The sequence below is a fragment of the Streptomyces sp. NPDC024017 genome (assembly GCF_040638895.1).
Lineage (GTDB): Bacteria > Actinomycetota > Actinomycetes > Streptomycetales > Streptomycetaceae > Streptomyces.
This window is the reverse complement of the sequence record NZ_JBEZYZ010000001.1, coordinates 790,792-806,756: the sequence shown is the minus strand read 5'-3', so window position 1 is coordinate 806,756 and position 15,965 is coordinate 790,792. Positions and strand designations below refer to the sequence as shown.

Annotated in this window: 14 protein-coding genes and 1 tRNA gene; 4 read left to right on the top strand and 11 right to left on the bottom strand. The window is 69.4% G+C overall.

Annotation, left to right across the window (positions count from 1 at the left end):
- Positions 1–144: 144 nt before the first annotated feature.
- The 4 genes from AB0G20_RS03650 to AB0G20_RS03635 form a co-directional block, all read right to left on the bottom strand.
- Positions 145–1,581, bottom strand: a complete 1,437-nt coding sequence (locus tag AB0G20_RS03650; RefSeq protein ID WP_361295179.1) for a GH1 family beta-glucosidase — start codon at positions 1,579–1,581, stop codon at positions 145–147.
- Between the two features lie 109 nt (positions 1,582–1,690).
- Positions 1,691–2,599 (bottom strand): carbohydrate ABC transporter permease, encoded by a 909-nt coding sequence (locus AB0G20_RS03645; RefSeq protein ID WP_361295176.1) that lies wholly within the window; start codon positions 2,597–2,599, stop codon positions 1,691–1,693.
- 12 nt (positions 2,600–2,611) lie between these two features.
- A complete protein-coding gene (locus tag AB0G20_RS03640; RefSeq protein WP_361295818.1) occupies positions 2,612–3,625 on the bottom strand; it encodes a sugar ABC transporter permease in 1,014 nt (337 codons plus the stop codon).
- A 5-nt stretch (positions 3,626–3,630) separates the two neighbouring features.
- A complete protein-coding gene (locus tag AB0G20_RS03635) occupies positions 3,631–4,953 on the bottom strand; it encodes an extracellular solute-binding protein (RefSeq protein ID WP_361295173.1) in 1,323 nt (440 codons plus the stop codon).
- Positions 4,954–5,302: 349 nt separating this feature from the next.
- On the opposite strand from AB0G20_RS03635, the gene AB0G20_RS03630 reads away from it, so the two are divergent.
- Positions 5,303–6,544, top strand: coding sequence for a transposase (locus AB0G20_RS03630; protein ID WP_361295815.1), 1,242 nt, complete (start codon positions 5,303–5,305; stop codon positions 6,542–6,544).
- A 242-nt stretch (positions 6,545–6,786) separates the two neighbouring features.
- On the top strand, positions 6,787–7,842 hold the full coding sequence (locus AB0G20_RS03625) for a LacI family DNA-binding transcriptional regulator (protein ID WP_361295170.1): 1,056 nt from the start codon (positions 6,787–6,789) through the stop codon (positions 7,840–7,842).
- Positions 7,843–8,026: 184 nt separating this feature from the next.
- Here the strand turns inward: AB0G20_RS03625 and AB0G20_RS03620 are convergent, their stop codons facing one another.
- The 5 genes from AB0G20_RS03620 to AB0G20_RS03600 all read right to left on the bottom strand — a co-directional run bounded on the left by AB0G20_RS03620 (position 8,027) and on the right by AB0G20_RS03600 (position 12,164).
- A complete protein-coding gene (locus AB0G20_RS03620) occupies positions 8,027–9,217 on the bottom strand; it encodes an MFS transporter (RefSeq protein ID WP_361295167.1) in 1,191 nt (396 codons plus the stop codon).
- 100 nt (positions 9,218–9,317) lie between these two features.
- A tRNA-His gene (locus AB0G20_RS03615) sits at positions 9,318–9,390 on the bottom strand.
- A gap of 115 nt (positions 9,391–9,505) precedes the next feature.
- On the bottom strand, positions 9,506–10,108 hold the full coding sequence (gene orn, locus AB0G20_RS03610) for an oligoribonuclease (RefSeq protein WP_361295164.1): 603 nt from the start codon (positions 10,106–10,108) through the stop codon (positions 9,506–9,508).
- 101 nt (positions 10,109–10,209) lie between these two features.
- Positions 10,210–11,454, bottom strand: coding sequence for a helix-turn-helix domain-containing protein (locus AB0G20_RS03605; RefSeq protein ID WP_361295161.1), 1,245 nt, complete (start codon positions 11,452–11,454; stop codon positions 10,210–10,212).
- Positions 11,455–11,831: 377 nt separating this feature from the next.
- A complete protein-coding gene (locus AB0G20_RS03600; RefSeq protein WP_361295158.1) occupies positions 11,832–12,164 on the bottom strand; it encodes a hypothetical protein in 333 nt (110 codons plus the stop codon).
- A 307-nt stretch (positions 12,165–12,471) separates the two neighbouring features.
- On the opposite strand from AB0G20_RS03600, the gene AB0G20_RS03595 reads away from it, so the two are divergent.
- Positions 12,472–12,999 (top strand): universal stress protein, encoded by a 528-nt coding sequence (locus tag AB0G20_RS03595; RefSeq protein ID WP_010047889.1) that lies wholly within the window; start codon positions 12,472–12,474, stop codon positions 12,997–12,999.
- A 124-nt stretch (positions 13,000–13,123) separates the two neighbouring features.
- On the top strand, positions 13,124–13,684 hold the full coding sequence (locus AB0G20_RS03590; protein ID WP_361295154.1) for a GPR1/FUN34/YaaH family transporter: 561 nt from the start codon (positions 13,124–13,126) through the stop codon (positions 13,682–13,684).
- Between the two features lie 178 nt (positions 13,685–13,862).
- Here AB0G20_RS03590 and glmS read toward each other — a convergent pair whose 3' ends face one another.
- Both glmS and AB0G20_RS03580 read right to left on the bottom strand, forming a co-directional pair.
- Positions 13,863–15,680, bottom strand: coding sequence for a glutamine--fructose-6-phosphate transaminase (isomerizing) (gene glmS / locus AB0G20_RS03585; protein WP_361295151.1), 1,818 nt, complete (start codon positions 15,678–15,680; stop codon positions 13,863–13,865).
- 12 nt (positions 15,681–15,692) lie between these two features.
- A complete protein-coding gene (locus AB0G20_RS03580; protein WP_030838058.1) occupies positions 15,693–15,950 on the bottom strand; it encodes a hypothetical protein in 258 nt (85 codons plus the stop codon).
- Positions 15,951–15,965: the final 15 nt, after the last annotated feature.

The window sequence follows — 15,965 nt, the reverse complement described above, 5'->3', positions numbered from 1 at the left end:
CACCTCCTCGTATATCGAAGATGCTACCGATTATATAGAGCTTTGCCGCGCGATCGCCCCAGGTCAGTCCGGACAGCCGCCCCGACGGAGGGACGGAGGGGCGCGGCACTCCCCTAATCGTGCCGCGCCCGCGTCCCCCGCCGGTCAGACCGCCTCGACCTCGGGCAGTGCCCCGGACCGCGCCGCCCGGCCGTACCACTGGGCGCTCGTCTTCGGGGTGCGCTCCAGCGTCGCGTAGTCCACGTACACCGCGCCGAAGCGCTTGCCGTAGCCGTACGCCCACTCGAAGTTGTCCATCAGGGACCACAGGTAGTAGCCGCGGACGTCCGCGCCGTCGGCGATCGCCCGGCGGACCGCCGACAGGTGGCCGTGCAGGTAGGCGACCCGCTCCGGGTCGTGCACCCGGCCGTCGGAGTCGATCTTGTCGTCGTAGGCCGCGCCGTTCTCCGTGATGTAGAGCGGCAGGCCCGGCGCCTCCCGGGTGTAGCGCATGATCAGCTCGTGCAGGCCGGTCGGGTCGATCGTCCAGCCCATCTCCGTGCGGTCACCGGGCGTCTGGTGGAAGGCGACGTCGTCCGCGGCCGGCCACGGCGAGTGGTCGCTCGCTCCGTGGCCGTCGGCGCGCGGCGCCTGAGCCGACGCGTCCGCCGCCGAGACCAGCGCGGGCGTGTAGTAGTTCAGGCCCAGCGCGTCCAGCGGCTGGTTGATCAGCACCAGGTCGCCGTCGAGGACGTGGTCCCAGTCCGTCAGGCTCGCCGTCGCCACGTACAGCGACTCCGCGTAGGCACCGTGCAGGATCGGCCCGTGGAACACGCCGTTGGCCAGGTCGTCGATCCTGCGGGCCGCCGCCAGATCCGCCGGGTCCTGCGAAAGCGGCCTCACCACCGAGGAGTTGAGGCTGATCGCGACCGTGTTGCGGGCCGGCATCACCGACCGCAGCGCGGACGCGCCCAGCCCGTGCGCCAGGTTCAGGTGGTGCGCGGCCCGCAGCGAGGCCGCCGGGTCCGTACGGCCCGGGGCGTGCACCCCGGAGGCATAGCCCAGGAACGCGCTGCACCACGGCTCGTTGAGCGTGATCCACTGCTCCACCCGGTCGCCCAGCGCCTCGCCGACGATCTGCGCGTACTCCGCGAACCGGTACGCCGTGTCGCGCTCCGGCCAGCCGCCCGCGTCCTCAAGCTCCTGCGGCAGGTCCCAGTGGTAGAGAGTGACGGCCGGCTTGATGTTCTTGGCCAGCAGCTCGTCCGCCAGCCGCCGGTAGAAGTCCAGGCCCTTCTGCACGGCCGGGCCCCGGCCGGTCGGCTGCACCCGCGACCACGAGATGGAGAAGCGGTAGGCACCCAGGCCCAGCTCCGCCATCAGCGCCACGTCGTCGCGGTAGCGGTGGTAGTGGTCGACAGCGATGTCACCGGTGTCGCCACCGGCCGTCTTGCCCGGCGTATGGCTGAAGGTGTCCCAGATCGACGGCGTACGGCCGTCCTCCCGCACCGCACCCTCGATCTGGTACGCGGACGTCGCCGCGCCCCACAGGAAGGCGGGCGGGAAGGTCACCGGAGTGGCCGGGTTCTCGGAGTCAGGCATGGAAGCGCTCCCAAAGGGGTCGAGGAGACCAATGGCGGAGAAGAAGGGGGAGGGGGAGGGGGGAAGGAAGAGGGGCCGGAGCGGCGCCGGCCCGGCCCCCGAGGAGGAATCAGCCCTTGACGGCGCCCTGCATGATGCCGCCCACGATCTGCTTGCCGAAGATCGCGAAGACCAGCAGCAGCGGCAGCGTGCCCAGCAGCGCGCCCGCCATGATCAGGGACTGGTCGGGGGTGTAGCCGCGGCCCAGGCCCGCGACGGCGACCTGCACGGTCGGGTTGCCGGTCTGGGTCAGGACCAGGAAGGGCCACAGGAAGTCGTTCCAGGTCTGGACGAACATCAGCATGCCCAGGACGGCCATCGCGGGGCGGGCGGTCGGGAACACCACGTGCCACACCACCCGCCAGCTGCTCGCGCCGTCCACCCGGGCCGCCTCGATGATCTCGTCGGGCAACGCTTGGATCAGGTACTGCCGCATGAAGAACACCCCGAACGCGCTCACCAGCGACGGGAAGATCACCGCCTGCAGCTGGTCGGTCCAGTCGAGCTTGGCGACCATCATGTACAGCGGGATGATGCTGAGCTGCGGCGGCACCATCATCGTGCCGATGACCACCAGCATCGCCGCGCCGCGGCCCTTGAAGCGCAGTTTGGCGAAGGCGAACCCGGCGATCGTCGACAGGAAGACGATGGTGAGCGCCGAAGTGCCCGCCACCAGGGTGGTGTTGAGGAACGCCTCGCCCAGGTTGGCATCCGTCCAGGCCACTTCGAGCTTGTCGAACAGGCCGGAGCCGAACCAGAACGGCGGCGGGGTCTGCGCCAGGCGCTGGTTGTCGCGCGAGGCGGCGATCGCCGTCCACACCAGCGGGAACAGCGAGACGATGGTGAACAGGGCGAGGATGACGTAGGCCACGGGGCCGGCGTGCAACTGCCCGCCCGCGCGTGCCGCCTTCATGCCACGTGAGCGCTTCGGCGGCTCGGGGACCGCGTCTGCCGGGGGTTTCGTCAGGGTCGTCGTCACGGCCGGTTCTCCTTAGCTACTGGCGCGCAGCCGGCGCGAGATGACGTAGTTGACGATCCCGATCACGATGAGGATCAGGAACATCGTCCAGGCGATGGCGGAGGCGCGGCCCAGGTGCTGGTTGACCCAGCCCTGCTCGTACAAGTACAGGCCGAGCGTCTGGAACTGGTGCTGGGACCCGCCGGAGGCGCCCTTGTTCGCGTCGAAGAGCAGCGGCTCACCGAACACCTGCGAGGCGCCGATGGTCGACACCACGACCGTGAACAGGATCGTCGGCCGCAGCGAGGGCAGCGTGACATGGAGGAACTGGCGCCAGCGGCTGGCTCCGTCCAGTGCCGCCGACTCGTACAGGTCGTGCGGGATCGCCTGCATCGCGGCAAGGTAGATCAGCGCGTTGTAGCCGGTCCAGCGCCAGACGATGATGGTCGACACGGCGATCTGGGACGGCCACTTGTCGTTCTGCCAGTCGATGTTGTCGATACCGACCGCGTTCAGCGCCCAGTTGATCATTCCGTAGTCGCGCCCGAAGAGCAGCACGAAGACCAGCGAGGCGGCGGCGATCGAGGTGGCGTACGGCGCCAGCATCACGACGCGGTAGAACGTGGAGCCGTGCAGCTTGTAGTTGAGGATGTGGGCAAGGCCCATCGCCATCAGCAGCTGCGGAACCGTGGAGATGATGCCGATGGTCAGGGTGTTCTTCGCCGCGTTCCAGAAGAAGTCGTCGTCGAAGATGCGGGTGTAGTTGCGCATGCCCACCCAGGACATGTCCGTGGGCGCCGTCAGCTCCACCTGGTGCAGCGAGGCCCAGCCGGTGTACAGCAGCGGGAACAGGCCGAACGCGAGGAAGAGCAGGAAGAACGGCGAGACGAAGGCGTACGGGCTCCAACGCATGTCCCGCTGCCAGCGGCGGGAGAGCTTCGCGCGCTTCTTCCTCGCAGCCTCCTCGACCTTGTCAGCCGGTGGGCGGCCCGGGGCCGCGCCCCCCTCCTTCACGGGGGGCGCGGCGGCGTCGTGCCTGGTTGCCATTCCGGTCACTGGTCCAGGTTGTTGTCGATGGTCTTGACGGCCGTGTTCCACGCCTCCTCGGGCGACTTGCCCTGGGTGACGAGGATGACGCCGTTGTCCGTCAGACCCTGCTGGATGATCTGGTCCTTCGGGCCGATCGTCTGCACCGGGCTGCTCTTGGCGGCCGCGGCGAAGATGGTGCCGATCGGCGTGTCACCGGTCATGTCGTTCTTGGCGTTCTTCACGGCGTCCGACTCGTAGGCCGCCGGGGTGCTCGGGAAACTGCCCTGCACGGCGAAGAGCTTGGCCTGCTGTTCGGGCGCGGTCAGCCAGGCAGCCAGCTTCGCGGCCTCCTCGGTGTTCTTGCCTGACTTGGGAACGGTCAGGAAGGAACCGCCCCAGTTGCCGGACTTCGGCGACGCGGCCACGTCCCACTTGCCCTTGGCGTCCGGCTGCGACTTGCCCTTGATGTAGCCGAGCATCCACGGCGGGCAGGACATCGCGGCGAACTTGCTGTTGGCGATCGTGGTGTCCCAGGCGGGCTGGAACTGGGTCTGGTTTCCGATCAGTCCGTCCTTGGCGGCCTTCGCGGTGAGGTCGAACGCGTCCTTCACGGCCGGGTTCGACTTGTAGATGACCTTGCCGGAGGAGTCGTAGAAGCGGTCCTTCTCACTGCTGAGGATCGCCTGGAGCAGGCCGCCGGGGGAGTCCAGGAAGGTGGTGCCCTTCGGGGCCTTCTTCTTGTAATCCTCACCGACCTCGACCAGCTTGTTCCAGTCGCCGGCCCACAGCTTGGCGACCTCCTCGCGGTCGGTGGGCAGACCGGCCTTCTCGAAGAGGTCCTTGCGGTAGCAGATGGCCATCGGGCCGACGTCCGTGCCCAGGCCGACGGTCTGACCGCCCTCGGAGGTGGCCTGCTGCCACTTCCACTCCAGGTAGTCGCTCTTCTTGCCGTACTTGGAGAGGTCCAGCAGCTTGGCGGACTGGGTCTTGACGACCTCGGCGATGTTGCCGACTTCGACGCCCTGGATGTCCTGAAGGCCGCTGTTGGTGGTCAGGTGGTTGACCAGGGTGGGGTAGTAGTTCTCGTTCCGCTCGACGACCGTCTGCTGGATGTCGATGTTCGGGTGGAGCTTCTCGTACTCCTTGTAGAGGCCGGCCTCCTCGAACCCGAAGGTGCCGAAGAGTCCCAGGGTGATCTTGGTCTTGCCGCTGCTGTCGCCGCCCGACGAGGAACCGGAGCCGTCGTCCTTGCCGTCGTCGGCACAGCCGGCCAGCAGCCCGGCGCCCAGCGATGCGACGGCCGCGACGACCATCGCCTTGCGGGCGGTTCGGATGCGTGCTCGCATGTCGTCCTCCTGTTGCCCTGACGTGCCGACCCCCCGGCCAACTGCATTGTCGGACCGTTTTACGCGCTTACGGCTCGGGTGGGGAACGTGCGGGTTGTGTATGTGTCAGGTACCGTGGGAGCGCTCCCACCAGTGATGTGTTGAAGAGTCCCCGGTCGCGGCGGGGGTGTCAAGGGACCGGACAGCTCTATATAGCTTCGAGACATTTCCGTCGCCGCGGCCATGTCCCGGGAGGTTCGGACCTGTTGGCGAGAAGTGGGGGCGATGGTCGGACAGTCACTCGTTCGAAGGAGGTTGATCTGTTCGCATGCGAAGTGCCACGCCCATCCGTAGCGTCCGTGAAGTGAAAATGGTGGTCCAGGTCAAGCTCCTGCCGACGCCGGAGCAGGAGGCTGCGCTCCGGTCGACGCTGCGCGTCTGCAACGAAGCCGCTCGCTGGGTGTCCGATGTGGCGTTCAAATCTGACGCCTTCAAGAACTTCACCCTGCGCAAACAGTGCTATGGCGAGGTGAGGGGCCGCTGGGGGTTGGGAGCCCAGGCCGCCCAGCACGTGATCAAGAAGGTGTCCGACGCCTACACGGTCCTGCGTGCAAGTCTGAAGGCATCCAGTGGCGGCACGAGGGGATCAAGGGCTTCCTGCGGAACCGTGCATCGACCGATCGCTTTCCGTGCGGAGTCGGCCCAGCCGTATGACGATCGCATGCTGTCATGGCAGGCAGAAGCACGCACGGTGTCCGTCTGGACTGTCGAGGGGCGGCTCAAGGGGGTCGCTTTCACCGGTAGCCAGCAGCACCTGGAAACCCTCGCTCGCTACCGGAAGGGCGAGTCGGACCTGGCATACCGGGACGGCATGTGGTTTCTGCTGGCCACGTGCGAAGTCCCGGAGAGCGTGGCCCACGGCGAACCCGTCGACTTCCTCGGAGTGGACCTGGGCATCGTGAACATCGCTGCCACCAGTGACGGCGAGATCTTGTCGGGACGGCACATCAATCGCTGCAGAGTGCGGGACCGCGCCCTGCGGACCAAGCTGAGGAAGAAGAACACCGCATCGGCCAAGCGTCGTGCCAGGCGTCGACCTCGTAAGGAAGCTCGCCGAACGCGGGACATCAATCACAAGATCGCGAAGCATGTCGTGGCCGAGGCTGAACGCACCGGTCGTGGAATCGCTCTTGAAGACCTGAAGGGCATCCGCGAGCGGGTACGGCTGAGAAAGCCCCAACGGGCCACACTCCACGGTTGGGCCTTCGCCCAGCTGGGACGCTTCATTGCCTACAAGGCTCGTCGGGCGGGGGTGCCAGTAGTGTTCGTCGATCCGGCGTACACCTCGCGCACGTGCGCCGAGTGCGGGCATGTGGACACAGCGAACCGGGTCTCGCAGGCCAGGTTCGCTTGCCGGTCGTGCGGATTCGTTGATCACGCGGACCGGAACAGCTCCCGCAACATCCGCGCTCGGGCGTGGGAGTTGTGGCGACGCGGGGCCCGGTCAGTGGCCTCTGCCGTTCCCGGACAAGGGACGGCTGGACGCAAGCGGAACACCACAACCAGTGGTGCCCGCAACGCAAGTCTGGCGGCAGTGGCGACAGGCAGCTGACTTATCGGGCTGTCAGCACAGGTACAGCGAACCTACGGCTGACAGGAAGAAGAAAGCGCTCGGGCGGTGTCGGAGTCCCGGGCCGGTTGAATCGAGCCAGTCGGACCACCGGTCGCACCGGCTCGTTGGGCCGAAACGGAAGGCCGGGGCGAAGAGCCCTCGGCATCGGGCGTCACGGCTGACAAGCCTGTTAAATTCCAGGCCAGTGGCAGAGTGCGGGTGTGGACGGGAAGGCGGAGCCCATGGCAACCCACGGAGCGCGGGGCCGAAGTGGTGGCCGGCCCACCCTCGAAGAGGTGGCGGCGCGCGCCGGTGTCGGCCGCGGCACCGTCTCGCGGGTGATCAACGGCTCGCCCCGGGTCAGCGACGCGACCCGCGCGGCCGTCGAGGCGGCGGTCGCGGAGCTCGGCTACGTCCCCAACACCGCGGCCCGCGCCCTGGCCGCCAACCGTACGGACGCGATCGCGCTGGTCGTGCCCGAGCCGGAGACCCGGTTCTTCGCGGAGCCGTACTTCTCGGACATGCTGAAGGGTGTCGGGGCGGCGCTGTCCGACACGGAGATGCAGCTGCTGCTGATCTTCGCGGGCAGCGACCGCGAACGCCGCCGTCTCGCGCAGTACCTGGCGGCGCACCGGGTCGACGGTGTCCTGCTGGTCTCGGTGCACGCGGACGATCCGCTGCCCGACCTGCTGGCGCAGCTGGAGATCCCGGCGGTGATCAGCGGCCCGCGCTCGTCGGCGGAGACCCTGCCGTCGGTCGACTCGGACAACTACGGCGGCGCCCGCCAGGCCGTCGAGCATCTGCTGTCCCGGGGCCGCAGCCGGATCGCCCACATCACCGGCCGCCTCGACGTCTACGGCGCGCAGCGCCGGGTCGACGGCTTCCGCGAGGCCCTGAGCGACGCCGGCTGCTGGGTGGACGAAGGGATGATCGAGGCGGGGGACTTCACCGAGGAGGGCGGACATCGGGCCATGACCGCCCTGCTGGAGCGCCACCCGGACGTGGACGCGGTCTTCGCCGCCTCCGACGTCACCGCGTCCGGCGCCCGCCGGGCGCTGCGCGAGGCGGGCCGCCGCATCCCGGAGGACGTGGCGCTCGTCGGCTACGACGACTCCGCCATCGCCCGCCACATGGAACCGCCGCTGACCAGCGTCCGCCAGCCCATCGAGGAGATGGGCCGCCGGATGATCGATCTCCTGCTCACGGAGGTCGCCGACCGCCGCCCGCTCGCGTCCCGGGGCCTGGAGCGCCGGCAGATGGTCCTCGCCACGGAGCTGGTGTCCCGGTCGTCGTCGTGAGGCGAGTGACGGGGAACGCGCCTGGCGGGGCACGGCCGGGCAACTGGCGGTGGTGGAACGGGCCGCCCATCCGGACCCGGGTGAACGTTTCGCGGGGGTGGGGGAGTTGATGACGGCGTGGCGAGGGTCGGTGGGCCGCGGTCAGCCAACCCGTACGGACTGAGCCGATCGGCCACGCCCGCCCTCACACCCGGGCCGGTACCGGTCGGCGCAGGAGATATGCCGCTGCCGTCACGACCAGGACGGCCATGCAGGCGATGAACACCAGGCCCGCGCCCTCCAGACCGATCGGGCCGGTCAGGAGGCCGACGCCGATCACGGGCAGGGAGATGCCCGCGTAGGCCACCACGAACAGGGTCGAGATCACTGCCGCGCGCTGGTGCTCCGGAGAGGCGTCGGCCACGTCGGACAGGGCTCCGCGGAACGCCAGGCCCTGGCCGATTCCGCCGACGAGCGCGCTGGCGATCAGCAGGGACATCTGGTCCCACCGCAGCGCACCGGCGAGCAGCGCCAGCCCGGCGAGGAGCCCGGCGCAGCCCAGCGGGAGGGAGCGCCGTACGCCGACCCGGCCGACGGCCAGTTGCCCGGCGGTCGACGCGAAGAAGGCCAGCGCGACGATCAGACCGCTGACGGCGTGGTCCTCGACGTCCAGGGACTCCGCGAGGAAGGCCGGGCTGACCGAGGTGAACACCCCGAACAGGGCGAACCCGACGAAGGAGGCGGTGGCGGCGGGGCCGAACACCGCGCGCACCTGCGGGGGCAGTGCGGGCCGGTGTGGGCGTACGGTGCGCAGCGGCTGCCGTTCCCGTACCGTCTCCGCGAGCCGCAGCAGGACGGCGGCCGAGGCGGCAACCAGGGCGAGGTGGGCGACGAACGGCAGGTACAGCGGCCAGGAGGCGTACTGCGCGAGAAGCCCCGAGAGCAGCGGACCGCAGCCCAGTCCGCCCATGTTGGCGGCCGTCGCCACGAACGTGGCCCGGGAGGCACCGCCCCGCGGAGCCAGTTCCATCACGTACGCCGTGGCGGCCCCGGTGAACAGCCCGGCGGACAGTCCCGACAGCAGCCGCCCCGCATAGAGCCAGCCGAGCCCGGTGGCGCACAGGAAGCAGACGGCGCTCAGCGCCGCGAAGCCCAGCCCGCACAGCAGCACCGGGCGCCTGCCCACGGCGTCCGAGGCGTTGCCCACCAGCAGCAGCACTGCGATCACGGCGAAGGCGTACAGGGCGTACACCACGGTGACCGTCAGCTCGGAGAAGCCGAACTTGTCCTGGTAGAGGGGATAGAGGGGAGTCGGCAGCGTGGTGCCGGCCATGCAGACGGCGAACACCGCCCCGCTGAGCACACACGCGCGCCATCCCCGGCGTCCACCGTCCACACGGCCGACGGTAGCCCCGGCCCGCGGACGCCCTCTTGAGCGGCGCGCTGAAAACGCTTCAGCCGGTGGCCTCTTTCGAGGCCACCGGCTGAATACTCAGGGTGAGTGACGGGACTTGAACCCGCGGCATCCTGGACCACAACCAGGTGCTCTACCAGCTGAGCTACACCCACCATGACCGGCTTGGAGATCAGTGCTGTCCCCGACCGGCCGAGTAAAAGTGTACAGGGTCCGAAGGGGTGCTCGCGCCCGGCTTTCGCGGCGCCCCCCGACGGGCCCCTGTTCTCCCTACTGAGCAGGCAGAACGTGCTTCGCGGCGATCTTCTTCGCGGTGTCCGAGTCGGGCCCGGGCTGCGGGACGAACACGGCCTCGCGGTAGTACCTCAGCTCCGCGATCGACTCGCGGATGTCGGCGAGCGCACGGTGGTTGCCGTTCTTCTGCGGGCTGTTGAAGTACGCCCGCGGGTACCAGCGGCGGGACAGCTCCTTGATCGACGACACGTCGACGATCCGGTAGTGGAGGTAGCCCTCCAGCGTCGGCATGTCACGCAGCAGGAAGCCGCGGTCCGTACCGACGGAGTTCCCGCACAGCGGGGCCTTGCCCGGCTCCTTGACGAACTCTCTCACGTACGTCAGGACCTGGTCCTCGGCGTCCTTAAGGGTCGTGCCCTGCGCCAGCTCGGTGAGCAGCCCGGAGGCGGTGTGCATCTGACGCACCACATCCGGCATCGTCTCCAGCGCCTGCTCCGGCGGCCGGATGACGATGTCCACCCCCTCACCGAGCACGTTCAGCTCGGAGTCGGTCACGAGGGCGGCCACCTCGATGAGCGCGTCGTCCGACAGCGAGAGGCCGGTCATCTCGCAGTCGATCCACACCATGCGATCGTTCATGTGTCTAACCTTACGGCCCGCTGTCACCGGCTGAGCCTCCCGTGCCGGGAAAGACGCGGGGCCCGCGAGGAGACGTGCTCCTCGCGGGCCCCGCTACCGGATCACGGTGCGCTGCGCTGCCCGGGCAGGCTCGCCGACAGGGCCGGGGACTGGCCGACCGAGCTCGCCGCCGCCGTACGGCGGGACTGCAGCGGGACCGGGTGCTCCGGGTGCAGCGCGGCCGGCGCGTGGCCGGACTGTCCCGGATGCCCCGTGTGGCCCGGATGGCCCGGCATGCCGGACCCGGGGCCGCCCGGCGCGCTCTCGGTGTCCTGCGGCCGCTCACCCTGCGGGCGCCGGGCGCGGTACGCGGCCCGGTACGCGGCCGGGGACGAGCCCAGCTGGCGGCGGAAGTGCCCGCGCAGGGCGACCGGCGACCGGAAGCCGCAGCGCCCCGCCACCTCGTCCACCGAGTAGTCCGATGTCTCCAGCAGGCGCTGCGCCTGGAGCACCCGCTGCGTGATCAGCCACTGCAGCGGAGCGCTCCCGGTCAGCGAGCGGAAGCGGCGGTCGAACGTACGCCGGCTCATGTACGCGCGTGCCGCCAGGGTCTCCACGTCGAACTGTTCGTGGAGGTGCTCCAGCGCCCAGGCGACGACCTCGGCCAGCGGATCGGCGCCGATCTCCTCGGGTAAAGACCTGTCGAGGTAGCGCTCCTGCCCGCCGCTGCGGCGCGGTGGCACGACGAGCCGCCTGGCCAGGGCCCCGGCCGCCTCGTTGCCGTGGTCCGTGCGCACGATGTGCAGGCACAGGTCGATACCCGCGGCGGTGCCCGCCGACGTCAGCACGTCGCCGTCGTCGACGAACAGCTCACGCGGGTCCACGTGCACCGACGGATAGCGCTTGGCCAGCGTCGGCGCGTACATCCAGTGTGTCGTCGCGGGGCGTCCGTCCAGCAGGCCCGCCGCCGCGAGGACGAAGGCGCCGGTGCACAGCCCGACGATGCGGGCACCCTCCTCGTGGGCGCGGCGCAGCGCGTCGAGCGCCTCCTCCGGTGGCGGAGAAGTGATCGAACGCCAGGCCGGTACGACGACCGTGCCCGCGCGTGAGATCGCTTCCAGGCCATGTGGCGCGGTGAGTTCGAGTCCCCCTGTGGTCCGTAGCGGACCGTCCTCGCCCCCGCACACCAGTAGTCGGTAGCGCGGTACGCCGGCGTCCTGGCGGTCAACCCCGAACACCGACAGCGGTATGGAACTCTCGAAGATGGGGCCGCCGCTGAACAGCAGCACCGCGACGATCTCCTTGCGGCGTCGCCCGGAAAGTTTCCGGGCCGCGGCTTCCGGCGCGGCAGTGGAGTCGTGGCTCATACTGCTAAGCCCCCCTCGGTGGTCGCGGCTCCTCGGTTGTGTCGCTCCTGCACGTTTCCCCTCGGTCCTGCACGAGTCCCCCGCCGTAGACAGTCAAGATCGAATCTACTGTGTCCCGTCATGCCGAAGTGGCCGGTTCGGCACTCGGCACATTGTCGACTTGGCAACTTGGCGTGAAGCATTCGATCACGAAGCGTTGCACTCGTGGGGCGTGCAGGGAAGTGCGCCTTGTCGCGGTGGCCAATCCACGTAGGGTGCGCAGGTCCCCGGAGGCCCTTTCCGTGCAGGTCGAACGGGGGTTGGGGGGTGGTTGGACCGGGTGATGCACAGGGGCGAGAAGTTGGCTGAAAAGCAACGTGCGTGTGCGCGGAAACCGGTCAGCCGACCGGTGTATCTCCTCCGGTGTGCCGTCCGCCACGGTGCGACCCCGTTCCGGTGCGGTGGTGCCGGCCCCGGTGGGGTGCCCGGTCCTCGGCCGCGAGCCGCGCCGCGCCGCGCTCGGACTGGCGCAGCAGGACCCGGCAGGCACCCGTGACGGCCGCGAGCCCGAGGGCCGTGCCGGCGGCGCCGGCCAGAGAGGCGCCACAGCCGAGGAGCACCACGGGGACGAGCAGGCAACTGAAGGCGGCCCAGCGAACCACATCCGTCGCGGTGTCCCGCGGCGGCGGGGTCGCGCGGTCCGCCTCGGCGGCGGGGCGGGGTCCGGACAAGAGTGCTCCCTGTGGCGTGACTCACGGGGTTCAACGCGTGGCCGGGGCGTCGGTCACTGGCTGCCCGGATCGCACCCACGGGTAAGTGAATCCTGTGCAAACCGCCTGTACAGCGCAGCAACCATTGCGTTACGGGCGGTGCCTCGTGCATGCTCCCTGGAACCCGCACGCACCGTGAGCGGGATCTGGGCTAAGGAGGCGTGCCGCCGTACCCTTGGGGGTATGGGGTTGGGAAGACCATTCCCGGACACAGCTCCGCCGCACACTGTTGTCCCTCCCGTATAAGGATCACAACGCCGAGACAGCCATGGCCGGTCACGAATTCTTCGAACCCGCGGACCGCAAGCGGCCCGTCGCCGATCCCACGGCGGCCGAGCCCCTGGCGGCGGAAGAGCCACGCCATTCCTGCGATCCCGCCTTCAAGCACGGGGTGGTCGTCGGCTTCGACGGCTCCACGTCCAGTGAGCGCGCCCTGGCGTACGCGATCGGCATGGCCCATCGCTCCGGGTCGGGCCTGATCATCGTCCACGTCGCCAACCGGCTGCCGACCACGGTGTGGGCCGGCTGCGAGCCGCCCGTGTTCGTGGACGTGCCGGATCACCGCACCGAGGTGCTCGGTCTGGAACTGGCCTGTGCGGACTACCTCGCCGAGGTGCCCTGGATCCTGGTCGAGCGCGGCGGCGACATCTGCCACGAACTCGAAGAGGTCGGCCGGGAGTACGAGGCCGACGCGATCGTCGTCGGCTCCACGCACGGCATCGTGGGCCGCATCTTCGGCTCGGTCGCCGGGCGGCTCGCCAAGCGGGCGCAGCGGCCCGTCATCGTCATTCCCTGACGTTCACCCAGCAGCAACTCCCTTGTGCGACGCGTAAATCTACTCACGCGTAGAGGTGTTTGTGCCCTTGTGAAGGGCATATACGGGACACCGCACAACTGCACCTGCACGAAGGGAGCCCGCCGTGGACAAAGACGTCTCCGCGGGAAGCGGAATCACGACCGTGGTCGGTCGACTCGCCCTGGGAATCACCCTGTTGGCCTTCGGGCTGGGGCATACCGCTCTGATCGACGGCGTGTCTGCCGCTGACGCCGTGTCAATCGCCCAGTACGTGGGCGGCGTTGCGCTCTTCGTCGCGGGGCTGGTGGCCCTGCGGGAAGGTGACGCCGCCGGTGGTACGGCGTTCTCCGTGCTCGGGGCGCTGTGGTTCACGTGGGCCGTGTCCGGGGGAGCCTCCGGCAACGAGGCTGGGCTGTTCCTGCTGTTGTTCGCCCTCGTGGCGCTGTCTCTCACGCTCGCGGGCGGGGATCAACTCGGGCAGGGCGTGTACGGGTTGTTCTTCGTGTCGCTGGTGCTGCTCGCGATCGCCGAGTTCGCCGGGAACGACGGGCTGGCGAAGGTCGGGGGCTGGTTCGCCGTGGCCGCGGGTGCGGTGGCCTGGTACGCGGCCACCGCGGCGCTCGCGCACTGGCCCACGGCACTTCCGCGACGCGCTGCCGGCCGGGGAGTGACGGCCACCGGTTAGCTGCGCAGGCCGGGGAGTTGGGCGGCTTCCCGGTGATGAAAACGGACCCCCTGTGCTGGGTGGCAGCACGAGGGGGTCCGTCCTCTTCGAGTGGCCTGTGCGGGCGCGTGGGGGTTGTTCGCGCCCACGCGGCGGAGCCGCACATCGATACAGCCCCGCGCCCCTGAAAAGAAGGCCTCTACTCCACCGTCACCGACTTGGCCAGGTTCCTCGGCTTGTCGATGTCCCGGCCCAGCGCCAATGCCGTGTGATACGCCAGGAGTTGGAGCGGGATGCCCATCAGGATCGGGTCGAGCTCGTCCTCGTTCTTCGGGACGACGATCGTCTCGTCGGCCTTCTCCTGGGGCTGGTGGGCGACCGCGAGGATCCTGCCGCTGCGGGCCTTGATCTCCTCCATGGCGGCGCGGTTCTTCTCCAGGAGGTCGTCGTCGGGGACGATCGCGACCGTCGGGAGGGCCGGCTCGATCAGGGCCAGCGGGCCGTGCTTGAGCTCCGAGGCGGGGTAGGCCTCGGCGTGGATGTACGAGACCTCCTTGAGCTTCAGGGAGGCCTCGCGGGCCACCGGGTAGCCCCGGACGCGGCCGATGAAGAGCATCGAGCGGGCCTCGGCGAACTGCAGGGCCAGCTTCTTGACGTCCTCCTCGTGCTCCATGATCTCGGCGATCTGGGCGGGCAGCTTGCGCAGGCCCGCGATGATCCGCTTGCCGTCCCGGACCGACAGGTCGCGGGTGCGGCCCAGGTGCAGGGCGAGCAGGGCGAAGGCGACCGTGGTGTTGGTGAAGCACTTGGTGGAGACGACGCAGACCTCGGGGCCGGCGTGCACGTAGATGCCGCCGTCCGCCTCACGGGCGATGGCCGAGCCGACCACGTTCACCACGCCCAGGACGCGGGCGCCCTTGCGCTTCAGCTCCTGCACGGCGGCCAGCACGTCGTAGGTCTCGCCGGACTGGGAGACCGCGACGTAGAGGGTGTCGGGGTCGACGACCGCGTTGCGGTAGCGGAACTCCGAGGCGGGCTCGGCGTCGGCGGGGATGCGGGCCAGCTCCTCGATCATCTGGGCGCCGATCATGCCCGCGTGGTACGAGGTGCCGCAGCCGAGGATCTTCACGCGGCGGATCCGCCGGGCCTCGCGGGCGTCCAGGTTCAGGCCGCCCAGGTGCACGGTGGAGAAGCGGTCGTCGATGCGGCCGCGCAGCACGCGGTCCACGGCGTCGGCCTGCTCGTGGATCTCCTTGTGCATGTAGGTGTCGTGGCCGCCCATGTCGTAGGAGGCGGCCTCCCACTCCACCGTGGTGGGCTCCGCCGTGGTGCGGGTGCCCTCCGTGGTGTAGGTGCGGAAGTCGTCGGCCTTCAGGGTGGCCATCTCGCCGTCGTCGAGGGTGACGATCTGGCGGGTGTGGGCGACCAGGGCCGCTATGTCGGAGGCGACGAACATCTCCTTCTCGCCGATGCCGAGGACGACCGGGGAGCCGTTGCGGGCCACCACGATCCGGTCGGGGAAGTCGGCGTGCATGACGGCGATGCCGTACGTGCCCTCGATGAGCCGGAGGGTCTCGCGGACCTTGTCCTCCAGCTTGGTCGCCTGCGAGCGGGCGATGAGGTGGGTGAGGACCTCGGTGTCGGTCTCGGAGAGGAACTCGACGCCGTCCGCCTCCAGCTTGCGGCGCAGGTCGGAGGCGTTGTCGATGATGCCGTTGTGGACGACGGCGACCTTGCCCTCGGCGTCCAGGTGCGGGTGCGCGTTGACGTCGGACGGGGCGCCGTGGGTGGCCCAGCGGGTGTGGGCGATACCGGTCGTGCCCTTGAAGCGGGCCGGGACCTTGGCCTCCAGGTCACGGACGCGGCCCTTGGCCTTGACCATCTTCAGGCGGCCGCTCGAAGGGGTGGTGACGACGATGCCCGCGGAGTCGTAGCCGCGGTACTCCAGGCGCTGGAGACCCTCAAGGAGGAGGGGCGCGACGTCACGCTTCCCGATGTAACCGACGATTCCGCACATGTATACGTATTCCTAGCCGTAGACGATGCGCCGCAGCTGCCGGAGCGAGAGTTCCGGCGGTGCCACCGCGCGATATTTGAGATCCGCCTCGATCCGCTCGAAGATCGCCGCGTTGACCAGGCCCTGGGCCTGGAGCTCGCGGTGGCGGCGACGGACGTACTCCTCGGTCGTCTCGTCGAAGTAGGCGAGCACGTCCTGGATCACACGCAGCGCCTCGCCCCGGCCGAGGGCGGTGGATCGCGTCAGATGATCAACGAGTTCGTCGTGCACTCGCTAGATCTTGGG